The sequence below is a fragment of the Shewanella sp. ECSMB14102 genome, assembly GCF_000813075.1.
Lineage (GTDB): Bacteria > Pseudomonadota > Gammaproteobacteria > Enterobacterales > Shewanellaceae > Shewanella > Shewanella indica.
The window spans coordinates 69,601-89,911 of record NZ_JWGX01000004.1 but is presented as its reverse complement, the minus strand read 5'-3'; the positions used below and the strand labels follow the sequence as shown (position 1 = coordinate 89,911).

General features: G+C 53.0%; 16 protein-coding genes. 5 read left to right on the top strand and 11 right to left on the bottom strand.

The genetic code is table 11. The features are described 5' to 3' along the window. Window positions 1–177 precede the first annotated feature (177 nt). The gene (locus tag RC73_RS01640; protein ID WP_039033038.1) at window positions 178–2,199 is read left to right on the top strand and encodes an oxidoreductase; all 2,022 of its coding nucleotides are present in this window, start codon (window positions 178–180) and stop codon (window positions 2,197–2,199) included. A gap of 118 nt (window positions 2,200–2,317) precedes the next feature. Further along, window positions 2,318–2,509, top strand: a complete 192-nt coding sequence (locus RC73_RS21355) for a YciI family protein (RefSeq protein WP_082014214.1) — start codon at window positions 2,318–2,320, stop codon at window positions 2,507–2,509. A gap of 30 nt (window positions 2,510–2,539) precedes the next feature. On the opposite strand, the gene RC73_RS01635 is transcribed toward RC73_RS21355, so the two are convergent. From RC73_RS01635 to ubiG, 10 genes are all read right to left on the bottom strand, one after another. Continuing rightward, the gene (locus RC73_RS01635) at window positions 2,540–3,505 is read right to left on the bottom strand and encodes a hypothetical protein (protein WP_039032994.1); all 966 of its coding nucleotides are present in this window, start codon (window positions 3,503–3,505) and stop codon (window positions 2,540–2,542) included. After that, window positions 3,505–4,725, bottom strand: a complete 1,221-nt coding sequence (locus tag RC73_RS01630) for a glycosyltransferase family 4 protein (protein ID WP_052247923.1) — start codon at window positions 4,723–4,725, stop codon at window positions 3,505–3,507. The genes RC73_RS01635 and RC73_RS01630 overlap by 1 nt, the downstream gene beginning before the upstream one ends. Continuing rightward, window positions 4,715–5,134 carry a hypothetical protein gene (locus tag RC73_RS01625; protein WP_052247922.1) on the bottom strand — a complete coding sequence of 140 codons (420 nt, stop codon included), beginning with the start codon at window positions 5,132–5,134 and terminating at the stop codon, window positions 4,715–4,717. Before RC73_RS01625 ends, RC73_RS01630 begins: the two co-directional genes overlap by 11 nt. A gap of 1 nt (window position 5,135) precedes the next feature. Further along, a complete protein-coding gene (locus tag RC73_RS01620) occupies window positions 5,136–5,993 on the bottom strand; it encodes a hypothetical protein (RefSeq protein WP_039032992.1) in 858 nt (285 codons plus the stop codon). A gap of 29 nt (window positions 5,994–6,022) precedes the next feature. Then, on the bottom strand, window positions 6,023–7,252 hold the full coding sequence (locus tag RC73_RS01615) for a glycosyltransferase family 4 protein (protein ID WP_082014212.1): 1,230 nt from the start codon (window positions 7,250–7,252) through the stop codon (window positions 6,023–6,025). 98 nt (window positions 7,253–7,350) lie between these two features. Then, window positions 7,351–7,686, bottom strand: a complete 336-nt coding sequence (yfaE, locus tag RC73_RS01610; protein WP_039032991.1) for a class I ribonucleotide reductase maintenance protein YfaE — start codon at window positions 7,684–7,686, stop codon at window positions 7,351–7,353. Then, window positions 7,655–8,785 carry a class Ia ribonucleoside-diphosphate reductase subunit beta gene (gene nrdB, locus RC73_RS01605; RefSeq protein WP_025010421.1) on the bottom strand — a complete coding sequence of 377 codons (1,131 nt, stop codon included), beginning with the start codon at window positions 8,783–8,785 and terminating at the stop codon, window positions 7,655–7,657. The genes yfaE and nrdB overlap by 32 nt, the downstream gene beginning before the upstream one ends. A gap of 59 nt (window positions 8,786–8,844) precedes the next feature. Continuing rightward, window positions 8,845–11,133, bottom strand: a complete 2,289-nt coding sequence (gene nrdA, locus RC73_RS01600) for a class 1a ribonucleoside-diphosphate reductase subunit alpha (RefSeq protein WP_039032990.1) — start codon at window positions 11,131–11,133, stop codon at window positions 8,845–8,847. Between the two features lie 484 nt (window positions 11,134–11,617). Further along, the gene (locus tag RC73_RS01595; protein WP_039032989.1) at window positions 11,618–12,286 is read right to left on the bottom strand and encodes an HAD family hydrolase; all 669 of its coding nucleotides are present in this window, start codon (window positions 12,284–12,286) and stop codon (window positions 11,618–11,620) included. 4 nt (window positions 12,287–12,290) lie between these two features. Continuing rightward, window positions 12,291–13,001 (bottom strand): bifunctional 2-polyprenyl-6-hydroxyphenol methylase/3-demethylubiquinol 3-O-methyltransferase UbiG, encoded by a 711-nt coding sequence (gene ubiG, locus RC73_RS01590; protein WP_039032988.1) that lies wholly within the window; start codon window positions 12,999–13,001, stop codon window positions 12,291–12,293. A 358-nt stretch (window positions 13,002–13,359) separates the two neighbouring features. On the opposite strand from ubiG, the gene gyrA reads away from it, so the two are divergent. Both gyrA and serC read left to right on the top strand, forming a co-directional pair. Next, the gene (gene gyrA / locus RC73_RS01585) at window positions 13,360–15,999 is read left to right on the top strand and encodes a DNA topoisomerase (ATP-hydrolyzing) subunit A (protein ID WP_039032987.1); all 2,640 of its coding nucleotides are present in this window, start codon (window positions 13,360–13,362) and stop codon (window positions 15,997–15,999) included. 60 nt (window positions 16,000–16,059) lie between these two features. Beyond that, the gene (serC, locus tag RC73_RS01580; RefSeq protein WP_039033035.1) at window positions 16,060–17,154 is read left to right on the top strand and encodes a 3-phosphoserine/phosphohydroxythreonine transaminase; all 1,095 of its coding nucleotides are present in this window, start codon (window positions 16,060–16,062) and stop codon (window positions 17,152–17,154) included. An 86-nt stretch (window positions 17,155–17,240) separates the two neighbouring features. On the opposite strand, the gene RC73_RS01575 is transcribed toward serC, so the two are convergent. After that, window positions 17,241–18,437 (bottom strand): amino acid aminotransferase, encoded by a 1,197-nt coding sequence (locus tag RC73_RS01575; protein WP_039032986.1) that lies wholly within the window; start codon window positions 18,435–18,437, stop codon window positions 17,241–17,243. Window positions 18,438–18,899: 462 nt separating this feature from the next. Here RC73_RS01575 and aroA point away from each other — a divergent pair, with 462 nt between their 5' ends. Continuing rightward, on the top strand, window positions 18,900–20,180 hold the full coding sequence (gene aroA, locus RC73_RS01570) for a 3-phosphoshikimate 1-carboxyvinyltransferase (RefSeq protein WP_039032985.1): 1,281 nt from the start codon (window positions 18,900–18,902) through the stop codon (window positions 20,178–20,180). The last annotated feature ends 131 nt before the right edge of the window (window positions 20,181–20,311 follow it).

The window sequence follows — 20,311 nt, the reverse complement described above, 5'->3', positions numbered from 1 at the left end:
GCATTCCGCTAATGCTAACTGAAAATAACAGCAACGGGAAAACACATTTGTAAGTGATTTTATACGCGTGCTTTTACCGGCTTAGCCGAAGGGAGATCGCAATGCATGCTTTATGTTGAGCTTGATGGCGGCTCAGGTTATGCTGATTTAAATCACTTGTTTAAAAAGGATGTTTTAATGTCGGGCTTTCCTCATTTATTAGAACCCTTGGATCTGGGGTTTACCCAGCTGAGAAACCGGGTACTCATGGGTTCCATGCATACCGGGTTGGAAGAAGAAAAGGGCGGTTTTGAGAAACTGGCACACTTCTACAAGGAGCGGGCGCTGGGTGGTGTGGGTTTGATTGTCACCGGCGGCATAGCGCCAAACTTTCGCGGCCGTTTGGCCCCCAACGCCTGTCAGCTGAGTTTTCCCTGGCAAGTGGGCAAACACCAAATCGTTACCCGCGCCGTGCATGAGGGCGGCGCCAAGATTTGTATGCAGATCCTTCATGCCGGTCGTTATGGCTATCATCCTTTTTCACTGGCACCGAGCAAGGTCAAGTCACCCATTACCCCATTTACGCCAAGCGCCATGTCTTTGCGGCAAATCCGTGGCACCATAAAGGATTATGCCACCTCTGCCGAATTGGCCAAACGGGCCGGTTATGATGGCGTGGAAGTGATGGGCTCTGAAGGCTATCTCATCAATCAGTTCATCTGTGAGCGGGTCAATCAGCGCAGCGATGAGTACGGCGGCAGTTTTGCCAACCGTATTCGCCTGCCACTGGAAATTGTTCGCGCCATCCGCGCCAAGGTCGGACCCGAGTTCATCATTATCTTTCGTTTGTCTATGCTGGATCTGGTTGACAAGGGCTCAAGCCTTGAGGAGGTCATAGAGCTCGGCAAAGCGCTGGAACAAGCCGGTGTCACTATCATCAATACCGGCATAGGTTGGCATGAGGCCAGGATCCCGACCATAGCCACCAGCGTACCCAGAGGCGCCTTTGCCTGGGTCACTGAACGTTTGAAAAAAGAACTCAGTGTTCCTTTGGTGGCCACCAACAGGATCAATACACCTGAGATAGCCGAGCAGATCCTCTCCTCGGGGCAGGCGGATATGGTTTCCATGGCCAGGCCTTTCCTGGCCGATCCTGAGTTTGTCAACAAAGCCGCGGCCAATCAAAGCGAAGCCATCAATACCTGCATCGGCTGTAATCAGGCTTGTCTCGATCATACCTTCTCGCTCAAGCGTGCTACTTGCCTGGTTAATCCAAGAGCCTGCTATGAGACAGAGATTAATTTCCCCAAGACTGAGTCACCCAAACGCCTGGCTGTGATGGGCGCGGGCCCGGCGGGGATGGCGTTTGCCGTCTACGCCGCTGAGCGGGGGCACAAGGTGACTTTGTTTGAAGCCCGAGATGAAGTCGGTGGCCAGTTTAACCTGGCGCGCAAGATCCCCGGCAAGGAGGAATTCAACGAAACCATACGCTATTTCAAGAATCGCCTCGCACACTTTAAGGTGGACCTGCGTTTGAATACGCCGCTCAACGCCTCTGTGCTCAGGGATGAGGCTTTTGATGAGTTGGTGGTCGCCAGTGGTGTTGTACCAAGAGAGCTCAACTTGCCCGGATTTGATTCTCCCAAGGTGGTCAGTTATCAACAGGTGCTGCGGGGAGAGGTGGAAGTCGGCCAGCGGGTGGCACTTATCGGCGCCGGTGGCATAGGTTTTGACTTGGCGCATTTCCTCGGCGAGCAGGAGTCCAGCACGCTGGAGCCGGAGCGCTGGTATCGTCAGTGGGGGATAGACACAAGTTACGCCGAGCGCGGCGGATTGGCCAAACAAGCCCAGGCGCATGCCCCGGCCAGAGAGCTGTATTTGCTGCAACGCAAGAAGAGCAAGCTGGGTAAAGGTTTAGGTAAGACCACGGGCTGGATCCATCGCATGGTGCTTAAGCAGCACAAGGTGACAGAGCTCAGTGGGGTCAGCTATGAGCGCTTTGACGACCAGGGATTGCACATACTGATTGATGATAAGCCGCAACTGCTGCCAGTGGATACTGTGGTGATCTGCGCAGGCCAGGAATCCAACCGTGTGCTGTTGCCGGAACTGGAAGAGTGCGGCTTGCCAATGCACCTCATTGGCGGCGTTGATGTCGCTGCCGAGTTGGATGCCAAACGCGCCATTCGTCAGGGTGCAGAATTGGCGATGCGGATCTAGTCTCTAACCGGGTTTAGGGAAGGTGCGAATAAGTCCTTTTGGCCTTCTCTTTTGTAGAGAGTGGCTTATTCAGCAATTGGCGTTCAAGGTATCTAACTGAAGGCATGCCGGGCCCTTTATCGATGGTGGCGAGTGGCGGGGGATTTATATCTTTGATGTCGCCAGTCTGGCTGAGGCTGAAGCCTTGACGGCCAGCGATCCTGCGGTTCGGGCCGGTAGCCTTATTATGGAACTTAAAGCTTGGTACGGCAGTGCAGCTTTGCTGGAGGTCAACCGTATTCACGCCCGGATAGCCGAGTCACAGCCTTGAGTGACAAGCTTTCAACACTAAATGAGCGTTTCAAAGCCGCTTGAGAATATCGTTTGGTACTGAGCTCAACCCGGGCGGCGGTAAAAAACCACCCAAGCCGCGGTCGATACGCAAATGCTGCAGATCCAGCGCCCGGGTCAGGGGCACGAAGAGGGCGCCTGGATGAAGGATATATTCGCTCACCAGGTTGAAGCCGCCGCCACAGATAACCCTTTGATAATGCCAGCCAATATCTGAGGCCGGGTACAGCTGCAGCCGGGTTAATCCAGGTTTGTGCTCTTTGTTGTTGCAGTTGTTGAACTCGCTCAGAGCACGCTTATCAAGGGATTTGCTATCAAGGGGTTTGTTATTAAAGCCTGCATCGGCGCTCGGGCGCGGCGGCGCAATAATATCTATCGCTTCTCCCGCCTTTGTGGCGTGTTCAAGCAGCAAAGCCTGCTCGGCAAGGCTTCCCGAGTGGATCACCAGAGTCTGTTTAGGCTTTTCAAGACCCTTTGGGGTTGCGCCTTTGGACTTGTCTTCGCCGAGTAACGGCAGCCAGAAGCGTTGGCCCGTTTGATTGGAGAGCGCCAGCTCTTGCTCCGGGGTCGGCCATTCACAAAACCAGATTTGCTGAAAACGGGGAATATGGGCAATACGCTGGCGATAGACATTCCAGTTGAGCAATCTGGCGATATAGACAAGTTTACCAGGCAAGGGGATATCACCAAGCTCGCCCCAAATGCCCCCGGGAAAGGCATCTATCAGCATGAGCCGACACGCTTGTTGCTTGTTGAGCGATGCCAGTAACTGCTTGAGCCAGGCGCTGAGTTCGGCTCGGCTTTGAAGCCCGGGCGGCAGGCTTATGTGTTGAATGCCCTTTGGTAGCAGCGCATCGACCGCTAACGGCAGTGGACTTGTGATCACCAACGCTTGCTGCGCCTTGATAAAGCCGAGCACTTTAAGTGCCCGGCTCAAGTGCCCGAGTCCGCCGCCGGGGGCGTAATAGATAAGCATCAGTGACTCGCCGTTTGAGCGACCAGAGACTTGATGACAGAAAAATAACGCTCGGCTTCAGCCTCGGCGCTGCACTGACTCAGTACTGTTTGGTACAAAGCCTGGCTCTTGGCGGCGCGAATCGAAGCGGTATCGGTTTGCCAACGCACCAACGCATCCAAAAGCGAATCCGCCGAAGTTGGATGAAACAGATAACCTGAGTCCGTTTGGCCGCGGAGATTATTTGCTGCGTCACTGTCAGTCAAACGGCCATCGAAGAGATGCTTTTCGCGCTCATGCAGGCTGTCGAAGATAAGATCGGCCATACCGCCGCAGCAGGCGCCGAGCACAGGGATGTTGAGCGCCGCCGCCTCCAGCAATACATTGGGGGTTCCCTCATAGAAAGAGGGAATGGCGATAAGGTCGCATACCAGATAACGGCTTATCAGTTGATACCTGTCAAGAAACGGCTCCAGGGTGTAACTGCCCTCGGGCAGGGTTTGCAATAGCTCGGCGGCGCTTTCATCCAGCTCGCCAATCAACAACAGATGGCAGTTGTGTACCAAGGGGCTGCGTTTGAAGGTCTCGATAAAAAAGGTCAAACCTTTTTTCTCTTTCAAATGGCCGAACAGGCCAATCACAGGCTGACTGGGATTTTCCAGGTTATTGGAACGCCAGGCTTTGGCTTGCTCTTTATCCAGCGGCAGTGGTCGCCAACGTTCGCTATCCAGGCCATTACTCATGTTGTGCACTCTGACTTGCGGCCACAGGGCTTTGACCCGTTTTGCCTTGTCGGCGCTGACGGTCAATACCAGCGCGCTGGCTTGCAGCGTATCCTGCAGCACTTGATAGCGACGATGATCGAGAATACTCAAGTCGAAGTCATTGCCGCGCAGCAATGTGATGAGCGGTAGCCCAAGCCAGACGGCAAAGACCCGCCCGGCATGCATGGAGAAGGGATAGCCATAGGCAACGACAGCATCATATTCACCTTCCAGCTTGTGCCACAGAAGATTGAGCGAGTGCGCCGGGTTTGTACCCATGGGAAAGCTGAGATCGCAACCCTGCTCAGCAAAATAGCCGGTCTCCTTTTCCAGGCCGCCGGAGCGTAAATGATAAAGGGTGATATGTACCCCGAGCCGCCGCAAATGGCGCACCAGTCTATCGCAGGACAATGCCATGCCGCCTTTGGCCGGCGGGTAGTGTTGAGTCAGCCACAGTAGCCTGGGGTTAGCTGTCATAGATATCCCGGTACTCGTAATCCGGCAACTGCTGATCATCTTCGTCGACAGGGAGCTCAAAAGCGGCAAAGTCCTCGGCATCAAACTCTTTATTGTAACTGCCGTGTTTGGTGTGCAGTTGGTACCAGGCACTGCCGAGATACAGTTGCTTGAGGGCGAAACCGGCAAGCGGATCCTCAGGTTTAACGCCTTGTAGGCTCAATTGCTCATACTTGGTGCCTGAGTGTGGATCTTCATAGACTTCCTTGCCGACCTTCAAGGGTTTGGCGGCGCACTGGAAACACAGACAGGTTTTGGGATCCAGATGATGCTCGCAGACACTGGCTTGGCACTCACTGCAACTGCCAACGGCAGGTTGGCCGCAAGGGCTGAGGGTGAAAAAACCGACTTTTAACTGACACTGACTCATATTATCCCCTGGCTCGAATACTGGTCTGTTGATAGGACTTGGCGATGGTTCTGAGAATATTCTCGGCATCCATCAAACGTGACTCACCGATAAATTTAAAGGTGGAGTTGGATTTCACCTTGGTGATGCCGTTTTGAGTCTGTGCCTTGCTCGTTGGTGCCAGTTTACCCTGGCGTAGATGATAATATTCAGCATTCAGCGTCAGGCAGCTGCGAATGCTGCGCCGTCCCTTATACTTGATCTTGGTTTTGACTTTGCCTCGGGCGTTGCGACGGGTGCGTTTACGACGACAGATAACATCATCCACCCGCAGTTGCAGCTCATTGCCGTCCTTGAGTTTGGCCCTGAATTGCAACAGTGGCACTTCAAAGTAGGCCAGTTGGGTATTTTTCTCAGGCTTTTCGGTTCGGGCCGGCTTACGCTTGTGTATGGAGTCGAGATCCAGTTTCAGTTGCACGCTGTTGGTCTCCATCGCCAGTACCTGCATCAATTTGATAAGGCCGGTGCGCACATTGTCGTTGACGTCCATATTGTTGCAGCTGTGAAGCAATAATATCGAGGCCAGAGTCAAACCCACCAAGGCATACACCACCAGGTGAGGTACGGGCAGGAATATGCTGACAATAGTGAAACCTATTAACCAATTGCGGCTGCGGCGAAACTGGCGTCTCAATGGGCTGCCCATACGATCCAATCGGGTCAGGCGCTTGAGAAACAGTAACCAGTGCTGGGTCGAATGGGTTGCATCCAACTTCCTGGTGCGGATAAATTCTTGCTCCACCGGGGTTAACTGCTTGAACACTTTGCGCATTCGCCAGTAGTGAAGCGGGGCGTTAAAAGGGTTTATGGCTGTTTCCATATCGTTTCCTTGACATTAAACAGGTGCTATTAAGCGGTAGCTTGCATGGGGCCTTGGCTCAGCTGTTGATACAAGTCGCTGAGTTGAGTGCAGATCTGTTGCCATTGGAACTGCTCTGTCACCCTTTGTTGGCCCTTGAGGCCCAAATCTTTGGCCTTGGCCGGTTGACTGAGCAGCTCAATACAGGCTCTGGCGAGCTCGGAGGGCCTGGAGGGGGGAACCAAGAGCCCATGCTCTTCATGGGTTACCAGTTCACGAATGACAGGTAGATCCGAGGCGATAACTGCGGTGCCACAAGCCATGGATTCGAGCACTTTCAAAGGGCAGCATCCCTGAAGCATGTTGCGCCTGCAGGGCGTGAGCGGCGCCAAAGATGCGCTCGCGGTCTGGATTTTTTGCCTGAGACTGGCTTGGTCCAACCCGAAATGCAGCGAAACACAATCTTCCAGTTCCATGGACTTGAGCCAGGCCTTTACCTGCCGGGCCTGGCGATTTTCGAGTGACAGGCAGAGATCCAGCTCGACCTCCAACTGCTGACGCACCAAGGCAAAGGCTTTGAGCAGATCCCTAAGCCCCTGCCAGCGCTGGGCGGCACCAAAATAGATGAGCCTGGGCAGACTCGCATCCTCTGCTTGCCTCAATGGCTCGGCAGGCGGCAACTCGGCGCCGTTTGGCAGATAGACTACTGGAGTGGTAGTGCGTTTTTCAAGGCCGGCAGCCGTGAGTTTTGAAGGCGTCACAATCAGATCGGCACCATCCAGGCAACGCTGCTCCCAGGCGCTGATTTTGGCCAGGGTTTTTCGCGGCAGCGACAGGTGAATAGGCAGCTCTATGCTGGGCAGGGCATTAACCTCATAGACAAGCTTGAGCGCTGGATTGTCCTTGCGATGATCCAGCAATGGCACCCCCGCCCAGGGGTCGCGAAACTGCGCCAATGTCAGGGTATCGCGATTTTGCCTGAGCAGCGCCCCAAGCTGATTGGCATAGTCCAGCGCCTTGGCAAGCACGTTATTGCCCGAGCTTGGGTTTAGCTGGTGCCTGACGATACTGACCTCACTGGGATTGCTGCCGAGTGACAGGGTTTCCTGCTGCCAGGAAGGCATCTGGGGATCACCTTGTAGATAGAGCATACCAGGGGACTGGAAGGCAAACAGGGTTGACGCCATATAACGTATATGGGTCGAAGCGCCTTTGGGCAGAGGGTAACGATCAAAAGCGCAATAAAGACTTTTGAATGAATAACTTGAGTCTGATTTCATAAGTCCGGCAGAGTACCGGAGTCAGGCAGGATTTACAACGAAAAAACGCTTGTTTAACTGTAGGAGATCTGCCATTGACGGTGTTTTTTGCGCTTGTTTCAGGCCAAGTGTTTAACCCGCAGCAGCGGCATGTCGGCACCTTCGCTGGAGAGGTCCAAGTCCAGATCTTCCGTGGGCACACAGCAGCAGGGCAGACATTCATCCGCCTTTAACTCGGCCAATGGCGTGGTCAGATAAGTGACCGAGCCACTGCGCACCCGGGTCTTGCAGGCGCCGCAAAACCCGCTGCGGCACTCGGAAAAAATGTTCACCTTACGGGCTTCAAGCGCTGCCAGGAGAGTCCTGTGCTCTGTGGTATACAGCAGCAAGGGCTCTCCGCGCAGCAGCACGATAGGGGCTTTGTTAAAGGTCAAAGTCGGAGAACTCATCGTCATCGACAGCCGAATCTATCTGGCCGACCAGGTAGGATGATACTTCCACTTCCTGAGGCGCCACCTGTACGGCATCGCTCTCCAGCCAGTTTTTCATCCAGGGCAGGGGATCGCTCTGCTCACTGTATGGTGCGCCCAGGTTAACCGCCTTCATTCTCTGATTGGTAATGAACTCCACATATTGGCAGAGAATGGTTTCGTTCAGGCCTATCATGGAGCCATCCTTGAACAGGTACTTGGCCCAGGCTTTTTCCTGCTCGGCGGCGCGCAGGAACAGATCGTAAGCTTCCTGCTGGCACTCTTTGGCGATTTCACCCATCTCAGGGTCATCCTTGCCGCCTTGCATCAGGTTGATAATGTGTTGGGTCGAGTTCAGGTGCAAAGCTTCATCGCGGGCGATCAGGCGAATGATCTTGGCGTTGCCTTCCATCAGTTTGCGCTCGGCAAAGGCAAAGGAGCAGGCGAAACTGACGTAAAAACGTATCGCTTCGAGCGCGTTGACCGACATCATGCACAGATAGAGGGCTTTTTTGATGGTGCGGGTAGTGACTTCTAGCGTGCGACCGTTAACGTCGAACTTGCCTTCACCATGCAGGTGATACAGCTGGGTCAGCTCGATAAGGCGGTCATAATACTCGGCAATATCGCCGGCGCGCTTGAGGATCTCCTCATTGACCACTATGTCATCGAACACCACGGATGGGTCGTTGACAATATTGCGAATGATATGAGTGTAGGAACGACTGTGAATGGTCTCGGAGAAGGACCAGGTTTCAATCCAGGTTTCCAGCTCAGGCAGGGACACCAGCGGCAGGAAAGCCACATTGGGGCTGCGGCCCTGAATCGAGTCCAACAGGGTTTGGTACTTGAGGTTGGAGAGGAAGATATGCTTTTCATGATCCGGCAGGGCGCCAAAATCGATTTTGTCGCGGCTGACATCCACTTCTTCCGGGCGCCAGAAGAAAGACAACTGCTTTTCGATCAGTTTCTCGAATACTTCGTACTTCTGTTGATCGTAACGGGCCACGTTAACCGCTTGACCGAGAAACATAGGTTCGCGGGTGGCATCGTTGGGGGTTTGACAAAAAATTGAATAAGCCATGATCTACTCTTTCCAAACAACGGGGCCACCTGGGCCCCGAACTTGTTACTTAATCCTGCTTAAATCTTGCAGGCGCCGCCGGCACAACCGTCGTCTTCCTTCTCGATGCTGGTAATGTCATCGAATTTGTCGGAAGCACCGTCCCGGGTGTTGTGGTAATAAAGGGTTTTGACCCCGAGTTTGTAGGCGGTCAACAGATCCTTGAGCAGCAGCTTCATTGGAACTTTGTTACTTTCAAACTTGGATGGGTCATAGTTGGTATTGGCCGAAATCGCCTGATCGACAAACTTCTGCATAATACCCACCAACTGCAGGTAACCGTCGTTGCTGGGCATCTGCCACAGCAACTCGTACTTGTCCTTGAGCTCATCAAAATCGGGCACCACTTGCTTGAGCTGGCCATCTTTACTGGCCTTGACGCTGATAAGGCCGCGTGGAGGCTCAATACCATTGGTGGCGTTGGAGATCTGCGAAGAGGTCTCGGATGGCATCAGTGCCGACAGAGTTGAGTTACGCAGGCCATGCTGCTTGATATCGTGACGCAGGGCATCCCAATCCAGGTGCAGCGGCTCATCACAAATCTTGTCCAGATCCCGCTTGTAGGTATCTACCGGCATGATCCCCTGAGAATAAGTGGTCTCATGGAACAGCGGGCAGGCACCCAGCTCTTTGGCCAGATTCATCGAGGCTTTGAGCAGGTAGTACTGTATGGCTTCAAATGTTTTGTGAGTCAGGCCGTTGGCGCTGCCATCAGAGTATTTCACGCCGTTCTTGGCCAGATAGTTGGCGAAGTTGATGACCCCGATACCCAGAGTGCGGCGGTTCATCGATGCCGTCTTGGCAGCGGGAATAGGGTAGTCCTGGTAATCCAGCAGGTTATCCAGGGCGCGCACGGCCAAATCGGCAAGGCCTTCCAGTTCGCCCAAGTCTTTTATCGCACCCAGGTTCAGCGCTGACAGAGTACAAAGGGCGATTTCGCCATTGGGATCGTCAATGTTGTTCAGTGGCTTGGTTGGCAGGGCAATCTCAAGGCACAGGTTGGATTGACGCACAGGGGCCACTTCGGCGTTGAAGGGGCTGTGGGTGTTACAGTGATCCACGTTCTGCACATAGATGCGACCTGTGGAGGCGCGCTCCTGCATCATCAGCGAGAAGAGCTCGACCGCTTTAAGGGTCTTCTTGCGAATGCTCGGATCTTGCTCATATTTCACATACAGGCGTTCGAATTCGTCCTGATCGGCAAAGAAGGCATCATACAAGCCGGGAACGTCCGATGGGCTGAACAGAGTGATATTTTGGCCCTTGATCATCCGGTGATACATCAGCTTGTTGATCTGAACGCCATAGTCCAGGTGACGGATACGGTTGTCTTCAACACCACGGTTGTTTTTCAGTACTAGCAGCGATTCAACTTCCAGGTGCCAGATAGGGTAGAACAGGGTTGCAGCACCGCCGCGAACGCCGCCCTGGGAGCAGGATTTCACCGCAGTTTGGAAATATTTGTAAAAAGGCAAACAACCTGTGTGGAAGGCTTCGCCGCCACGAATAGGGCTGCCCAGGGCGCGAATACGGCCGGCGTTCACACCGATACCGGCTCTCTGGCTGACATATTTGACGATGGATGAGGCCGTGGCATTGATAGAATCCAGGCTGTCATCACACTCGATCAGCACGCAAGAGCTGAACTGACGTGTCGGCGTACGCACACCGGACATGATAGGGGTCGGCAGAGAGATCTTGAAGGTAGAAACCGCATCATAAAAGTCTTTGACATACTGCAGCCGGGTTTCTTTCGGATAACGGGCAAACAGACAGGCGGCGACCAGAATGTAGAGGAACTGGGCACTTTCGTAGACTTCATGAGTCACACGGTTTTGTACCAGATACTTGCCTTCCAGCTGTTTGACGGCAGCATAGGAGAAGTTCATGTCGCGCCAGTGGTCGATATAGCTGTCGAGTACATCCAACTCTTCACGGCTGTAGTCTTCCAACAGATGCTTGTCGTACTTGCCCATGGCAACCAACTTGCTGACATGATCAACCAGTTTTGGCGGCTCAAACTGACCAAAGGCCTTCTTACGCAAATGAAAAACAGCAAGGCGGGCGGCCAGGAACTGATAGTCCGGAGAGTCGGGAGAGATCAGATCGGCTGCGGCCTTGATAATGGTTTCATGGATGGCTTCAGTGGGAATACCATCGTAAAACTGCAGGTGAGAACGTAACTCCACCTCGGAGACCGAGACGTTGTTTAATCCTTTGGCTGCCCAGGTGATAACGCGATGGATCTTATCGAGATCTATGGTCTCGCGTGCGCCACTGCGTTTGGTAACTGTCATAGTGCTATTCATTGAAGATAGGCCTTGGTTGTAATATCTGTGACAATGACGCGTCGGCGTCATTAAACCTTCCCTTGTAAAACAATCAACCGAACAGTTAACGACGGCGGCCCGAGTGGGCTCTGTTAACCGGGAGTTTTCAGTGCAAGACTAGTATGTTTGATTGCGACTGATACACAAGATATGGTGTTTTTCTATATCTTGGATAACAAGATAGTGAGGTATGGCACTTTTTGCAAGCCTGAGTTTTGGGTATATCTTGTGGATATCTTGAGGATATTGAGTGGCCGATTCCGCAAAGCTGCATCATTGCTGGCGCACAGTCGTCATGGTTAAAAATCAAGCGATCTCACTCAAGGTGATCGACTGCTAAAATAAGCAGCGATCCGCGATCTTGCGCAGATCCGCTCGGTTAAAGTAGCATCCGGACTGCGACTTTCACTAAGGCCTTGTCCCCCCGGGAAAACAGTGCCGATTTAGCGTTTTTCTTACCTTGTTACCACAATGGCAGAGACATTACTGCCTGTGGATGGTTCAACTGCCAATCTGCGCCCCAGTCTGCCGGTTTATCCTCTGCCGCCAGATATCCCCACATGGCGATGGCAGAGGGCATATTAACCGCCTGCGCCGCGGCTATGTCGCGCTCTGCATCGCCAAGATAGAGAATACGTTCAGGAGCGCAGTTAAGCTGCTGGGCCCCCAGTAACATAGGAGCCGGGTGGGGCTTGCGATAGAGGGTAGTATCGGCACTGATCACAGCATCAAAGCGTTTAAGCAGCCCGATGCGCTCTAACAAGGGACGGGTAAAACGCGCTGGTTTATTGGTGACAATCCCCAGCGGCATAGCTCTTGAACGGGCACTGTCCAGCAAGGCTTCTATGCCTTCAAACAAACAGGCTTTTTGGCCGTTGACCGCATCATATTCCCTGAGCATCGCTTGCCGGAGATGCTCCTGCTCTTCGGCTGAGGCTTGGGGCACGGCGGCTTGCACCATGGCAAGCGAGCCGTGAGAGGCCAGAGTGCGCAAAAGTTTGCGCTTATCTTCTATCGATACCCCATGGGATGCCAGCGCCAAGGCCAGCGCTTCGGTCAGGTCCTCGGCGGTATCCACCAAAGTTCCATCCAAGTCGAACAGAATCCCTTGAAACGGCAGCTTAGGCGTCATGGCATCAGTCCTGGCGCTGACAGGCAATCATGTAGTTGACGTCAACGCTCTTGGTGTAACTGAATACGCCACTCAAAGGGTTGTATTTTATGCCCAGCGCGTCACGACACAATAGTTCAGTGTTTTCTGCCATGGCGATTAACTCGGATGGGCGGATAAACTTACTGTGGTCATGGGTTCCGGCCGGCAACATTTTCAGTACATACTCGGCACCGAGTATGGTTTGCACCCAGGACATGATGTTGCGGTTAATGGTGGAGAAGAACACCCAACCACCGGGCTTGACCATATCGCAACAAGCCTGGATCACAGATTGCGGATCCGGTACATGCTCGAGCATTTCCATACAGGTAACTGTGTCGTAATGCCCCTGATGATTCTGGGCATGCACTTCGGCAGTTTCTTGCAGGTAGTCTATGCTGACGCCGGCTTCCAGCGCATGCAGCCTGGCGACTTCCAACGGCTCAAAACCCATATCCAGCCCGGTGACCTTGGCGCCGATGCGGGCCATGCTCTCGGAAAGAATGCCGCCGCCACAGCCGACATCCAGCACCAGTTTGTCAAAGATACCGCCGGATTGGGCATCTATATAATTAAGGCGCAGTGGGTTGAGTTCATGCAGCGGCTTGAATTCACCGGCAGGATCCCACCAACTGGCGGCCATACTTTCAAACTTGGCAATTTCCTGAGGGTCGACATTGGGTTGAGAAGACATATTCGGACCTGAAACAGCAATATTAAGGATGCGCCTATTATAACCATATAAGCCATAGGGAAGGGCAGTATAAATTGGCGCCTCAATGTGATCGGCGGCACTAAAGGCCAAAAGCTGGACAAAATATCAGCAAGATTCGGTTTTTGATGATAAAAACAACAACGGAACTCATGTCTATGACAGTGATATCAGCCCCTGCTCGCGACTTGTATCATGCCCTTGGCGTTTTTGGCTGCAAAGGCGGCTTTAAGGACTTCCGACATTAAATAACTGTGTTAGAATGCCAAATCACGTTTGTTGGGCTCGACAATGACACGGATTACAAGTTGTCAGCTAATTTAAGGGGATCGAGCAGTTTATGACTGATCTGGCTTTATCAATTTCGCCAATAAATATTGAAGACGAACTAAAGAACTCCTATCTGGATTACGCCATGAGCGTTATCGTCGGGCGGGCATTGCCAGACGTACGCGATGGCCTCAAGCCGGTGCATCGCCGCGTACTCTTTGCGATGAACGAGCTGAAAAACGATTGGAACAAACCCTATAAGAAGTCGGCACGTGTTGTCGGTGACGTGATAGGTAAGTATCACCCTCATGGTGATAGCGCCGTATACGACACCATAGTGCGGATGGCACAGCCTTTCTCGCTGCGTTACACCCTGGTAGATGGTCAAGGTAACTTCGGCTCCATCGACGGCGATGCCGCGGCGGCCATGCGTTATACCGAAATTCGTATGGAAAAGCTGGCGCATCAACTGCTGGCTGACCTTGAGAAAGAAACCGTCGATTATGTCCCCAACTACGACGGCACCGAAATGATCCCGGCCGTATTGCCGACCCGGATCCCCAACCTGCTGGTCAACGGTTCCTCCGGTATTGCGGTGGGCATGGCCACCAATATTCCGCCGCATAACCTGAACGAAGTGGTTAAAGGCTGTTTGGCGCTTATTGAAGAACCTGAGCTGTCTATCGAACAGTTGATGGAGTATATCCCGGGCCCGGACTTCCCGACTGCCGCCATTATCAATGGCAAGAAAGGCATAGAGGAAGCGTACCGTACCGGCCGCGGTAAGGCGATTATGCGCGCCCGCGCTGAGGTGGAAACCGAAGACAATGGCCGCGAGCGGATCATTGTTACCGAGATCCCGTACCAAGTGAACAAGGCTCGTTTGATTGAAAAAATTGCCGAGCTGGTAAAAGACAAGAAAATTGAAGGCATCAGCGGCCTGCGCGATGAGTCTGATAAAGACGGTATGCGTATTGTGGTTGAGGTCAAGCGCGGCGAAGTCGCCGAGGTGGTACTCAACAACCTCTATGCCCAGACCCAGATGCAAACTTCTTTTGGTATCAACATGGTGGCTTTGACCAATGGTCAGCCCAAGTTGTTTAACCTCAAGGAGATGCTGGAAGCCTTTATTCTGCACCGCCGTGAAGTGGTCACCCGTAGAACCGTGTTTGAACTGCGTAAAGCCCGCGAACGCGCGCATATTCTGGAAGCCCTGGCTATCGCCCTGGCCAACATCGACCCTGTGATTGCGCTGATCAAGGCCTCTCCAACACCGGCCGAAGCCAAGGTAAAACTGGTGGAAACCGGTTGGCAGCTCGGCAACGTGCAGGGCATGTTGGAAAAAGCCGGTGATGACGCCGCCCGTCCTGAGTGGCTGGAGCCGGAGTTTGGTATTCGCGATGGTCTCTACTATCTGACTGAGCAGCAAGCCCAGGCTATCCTAGAGCTGCGTCTGCACCGTCTGACCGGTCTTGAGCACGAGAAGATCCTCCAGGAATATGAAGAACTGCTGGAGTTGATCGCTGGATTGCTGCATATCCTCAGAAGCCCAGAGCGTCTGATGGAAGTGATCAAAGAAGAGTTGGAAGAAGTACTTGAGCAATATGGTGACGAGCGCCGCACCGAGATCAATGCTTCAGCCGTGGATATCAGCCTCGAAGACCTTATTTGCGAAGAAGATGTGGTAGTGACCCTGTCGCATTTGGGCTATGCCAAGTATCAGCCGCTGAGCGATTACCAAGCGCAGCGTCGCGGCGGTAAGGGTAAGGCGGCTACCAAGGTTAAAGACGAAGATTTCGTTGAGAAACTGTTGGTTGCCAATACCCACGACACCATTTTGTGCTTCTCCGACTTCGGCAAGCTCTACTGGCTCAAGGTCTATCAGTTGCCGCTGGCCAGCCGTCAGTCGCGCGGTAAACCTATTGTGAACCTGCTGCCATTGTCTGAGGGCGAGCACATTACGGCGATTCTGCCGGTTCGTGAATACGAAGCCGACAAGTATATCATCATGGCGACTTCCCACGGCACAGTGAAGAAGACATCGCTTATTGAGTACAGTCGTCCAAGAGCCAACGGCATTATCGCCGTTAACCTGAAAGACGGTGACCAGTTGATCGGCGTTGACCTGACCGATGGCAGCAACGAAATCATGCTGTTCTCCAACGAAGGTAAGGTTGTACGCTTCAGCGAAGATCAGGTGCGCGCCATGGGCCGTACCGCCACCGGTGTTCGCGGTATCAAACTCGAAGATGGTCAGGAAGTGGTTTCACTGATAGTGCCAAAAGAAGATGGTGCCATTCTGACAGTGACAGAAAATGGTTTTGGTAAGCGTACCGAGCTGAGTGAGTACCCAACCAAGAGCCGTGCTACCAAGGGTGTGGTTTCCATCAAGGTCAGCGAGCGTAACGGCGCCGTAGTCGGCGCGGTTCAGGTTGGCGACAATGATGAAATAATGCTGATCAGCGACAAGGGCACACTGGTGAGAACCCCGGCGGCCGGCGTTTCTATCATAGGCCGTAATACCCAGGGCGTGACCATTATCCGCACTGCCGGTGACGAGGCCGTGGTGGGTTTACAGCGTATCGATGAAATCCAGTCTGATGAAGACGAAGTGGAATTCGACGAAAACGGCGAGCCCATAGTGGCCGAACCTGCCGCCGAGGATACAGAAGGCCAAGCGCCCGAAGCACCTGAAGCCGAGCAGGAATAACAGCATCAAGCATATATGAGCGTCCAGTTGGACGCTCTTTTTTTCAAGGAGAACAATGAAGTGAGCACGATTTATAATTTCTGTGCCGGACCAGCCATGTTGCCGGCCGCGGTAATGCAAAAAGCCCAGCAGGAATTACTGGACTGGCAGGGGCACTGTGTCTCCGTCATGGAGATCAGTCACCGCAGTCAGGCCTTTATCGATCTCACCAAGGCTGCCGAGTCCAGATTACGCTCGCTGATGAATATTCCCGAAGATTACCATGTACTGTTTATGCATGGCGGTGGTCGCGGTCAGTTCTCTGCTGTCGTGAATAATTTTTTGGGCAATAACGGCAGAGCCCTGTATTTGGAGAGCGGTCAGTGGTCAAGATCAGCCACGGCAGAGGCCAGGAAGCTGGCCGGAGATGACAGGATTGATAGCCAAAGCATAGTTGAAAAGATCAATGGACTCAACAAAGTAACCTTGCCTAAGCTGGAAGGTGATAGTGGCAAGTATCGTTATGTGCACTATTGCCCTAACGAGACGGTAGATGGTATCGAAATTTTTGAAGAGTTGGAGTCTCCTTGGCCAATTGTGGCGGATATGTCATCCACTATCATGTCCCGTGAAATCGATGTCAGTCGTTACGGGCTCATTTATGCCGGGGCGCAAAAAAATATCGGCCCTTCCGGTTTGGCCATAGTGATAGTGCGTAAAGAGATGCTGGCTTTGCCGGCCATGCCGCAATCGTCCATCATGGATTATCGCTTGGCGGCCGAAAACGATTCCATGTTTAACACTCCCCCTACTTTTGCCTGGTATTTGGCCGCCGAAGTGTTTGAGTGGCTGCACCGGGTGGGCGGTATCGAGGCGATGGCAGAGCTCAACAAAGCCAAGGCCGAACTGCTTTATGCCTGTATCGATGAACTGGACTTTTACCGCAATGGTGTGGCGACGCCAAACCGCTCGCGGATGAATGTGACTTTCCAATTGGCCGATGAGTCGCTCAATGGTGAGTTCCTGAAAGAGGCGGAGGCCGCAGGTTTGGTGGCTCTTAAGGGGCACAGAATTGTCGGCGGGATGCGTGCCAGTATCTATAACGCCATGCCTTTGGCCGGCGTTGAGGCCCTGGTTGCCTTTATGAAAGCGTTTGCGGCCAAGCACAGCAGCTGAACCCCGGCGAAAATCGTTTTATTGCAACAAATCCCATAAAAAAGCGAATGCCTCGGCATTCGCTTTTTTCATCTCACTCTCCAATTTTAACCTTGCAACACCTTGGCGATAGACTTGGCAAGGTAATCGACATTGCTATCGCTTATCCCGGCGATACTGATCCGGCTTGAGTCCACCATATAGATACCGAACTCCTGCTTAAGTTGTTCAACCTGCTCTGGCGACACCCCAAGGAAGGAGAACATCCCTTTTTGGCGGGCGATAAAGCTGAAGTCCTGCTCGACGCCTATCGCCTTTAAACGCTCAACCAGAATGGCACGGTTACCGTTTATCCTGTCACGCATCACCTTGAGTTCATCCAGCCACTGCTGCTTGAGCTGATTGTCGCCGAGAATGGTTTCCACCAACGCGGCTCCATGTGCCGGCGGCATGGAGTAGAGACAACGCACCACATAAAGCAGTACCGACAAGGCGACATCGGCGGCAGCACTGCTGTTGGCTATGATGCTGCAAGCGCCGATACGTTCGCGATAAAGGCCAAAATTCTTTGAGCAAGAGGAGCAGAGCAACATGTCTTCCACGGCCGCTGCCATCTTGCGAACGCCGTAAGCATCCTCTTCAACACCGTCACCAAAGCCCTGGTAAGCCATATCGATAAGCGGGGTAAAACCGCGTTTGACGGCGACTTGTACCACTTGGTCCCACTGCTCGGTGCTGAGGTCCTGGCCCGATGGGTTGTGACAACAGGCATGCAGCAGCACCACATCGTTTTCCCCAAGAGTGTTGAGTTTGGCGAGCATTTCATCAAACTTCAGCGCCTTGGTGGCGTAGTCATAGTAAGGGTAACGCTCAACCTTGAGACCGGCCGCCTCAAAAAGTCCGGTGTGATTGGCCCAGGTAGGATCGCTGACCCAAATGGTTGCGTCTGGGCGACAACGTTTAATAAAGTCGGCTGCGACCCGCAGCGCGCCGGTGCCGCCGGGAGTGGAGACACTGCGAATGCGTCCTGCGCTCAGGGTAGGGTGCTGCTCACCGAATGCCAGCTCGGCAATGAGACGATTGAAATCACTGCTACCGGCAGGGCCGATATACACCTTAGTGGTTTCTGTGGCGGTGCGGCGCTGCTCGGCGGTCTTAACGCAGTCGAGGATGGGGGTATTTCCCAAGATGTCTTTATAGACACCAACGCCCAAATCAATTTTTTCATGGCGAGGGTCGTCGCGATATTGACTGAGCAGCCCAAGAATGGGATCGGCTGGCATCGCCTTGAGTGTGCTGAACATAGGGTTCCCTGGATTGAATACTTGTTGAAGAAGATTAGCATAACGATATTTAGGTTATTTGTTAACGGCTGGTGAGGTTGCAGTAAGCGATAGTCTGAGTGGTGCAACTGGCAAGCTGGGCTTCCAGGGTGTAAAGCTCTGTTGCAAGAAAGCAGAGTCGTTTCTCTGTATCACTTGTTGGAACGTCTATCGGAGAGTTAAAGAGCTATTTAGCGCTAGTTGAATAATTTTCCGCTGAAATCGGCTTTTTTCAGCAAAAAACGGTTGAATCCCTGTGGCGCTCAGGTAACTTTAATGCCACGAACACTTAATTCAGGCCTATCAGCACTCGCTGTATCTAATCTTTTGTCTTGATTTACCGGTTTTATCCCATAATCGGTGACAAGGTCTTTTAACCCGCTTTGGCGGTATGTGGCGTAACGCTGCAATGCCGTCAAACACAGATGCAAGAATCCAAAAAAGATGAAGCAATTGCGACTGGATCCCATAAGTAGAATGCATGGGGAGGTCAACATCCCCGGCTCCAAGAGTATCTCCAACCGGGCGCTGCTATTGGCAACCCTGGCCAAGGGCAGCACAGAACTGACCAATCTGCTCGACTCAGATGATATTCGTCACATGTTGGCAGCGCTGAAACAGCTCGGCGTTCAATTTGAGCTCTCCGAAGACAAAAGCCACTGTAGTGTGCAGGGCCTTGGCGGCGCAATCAACAGCGACAAGCTGCAAGAGCTTTTTCTCGGTAATGCCGGCACCGCTATGCGGCCATTGTGCGCCGCGCTGACTCTGGGGAACGGTGAGTTTGTTCTCACGGGTGAACCCAGAATGGAGGAGCGGCCAATAGGAGATTTGGTCGACAGTCTCAAGGCCTTGGGCGCAGATATTCAATATCTGAAACATCCCGGCTTCCCGCCATTAAAAATCAAGGCAACGGGCCTCAGTGGCGGGGATGTGGAAATTGCCGGTAATCTCTCCAGCCAGTTTCTTACCGCGTTACTGATGGTTGCGCCGCTGGCCGGTACCGCTGTCAATATCAAGGTCAAGGGTGAACTGGTTTCCAAGCCCTATATTGATATTACTTTGGCCTTGATGGCGCAATTTGGTGTTAAGGTCATCAACCACGACTATCAGCGTTTCGAGATCCCATCCGGTCAAAGCTATCTGTCACCGGGCAAGGTATTGGTGGAAGGCGATGCCTCATCGGCGTCTTATTTCCTGGCCGCAGGCGCTATCGCCGGCGGTGAAGTGAAAGTTACCGGAGTTGGCCGTCTCAGCATTCAGGGTGATGTCAAGTTTGCCGATGCGCTGGCGAGCATGGGCGCCGAGATTGAATGGGGAGATGACTATATTATTGCCAGGGGCAGCCAGCTCATGGGCATAGATATGGACATGAACCATATTCCCGATGCGGCAATGACCATAGCCACAGCTGCGGTTTTTGCCAAAGGGCCGACTCGTCTTAGCAATATCTACAACTGGCGTATCAAGGAGACAGATCGTCTCAGCGCCATGGCCACAGAACTGCGTAAAATTGGTGCCGAGGTGGAAGAGGGTGAGGATTATATTTTGGTAAATCCACCGCTTGCGCCCACGCATGCCGCCATCGATACCTATAACGACCACCGCATGGCCATGTGTTTTTCGCTGCTGGCGTTTGCTGATTGCGGCGTCACCATTAATGACCCGGATTGCACCTCAAAAACCTTCCCGGATTACTTCCAACGCTTTACGGCCTTGGCCGGTTAAGCGGCTGAATTTCGGGCTGTTGACAACAGCAGTCCGAAATTGACCTTGAATTCAGCATACGGAAAGCATGCAGTTGATATATAATATTGGCCGCTCATTTTCGGTGAACTCATACTGTGTCCTCATGGAAG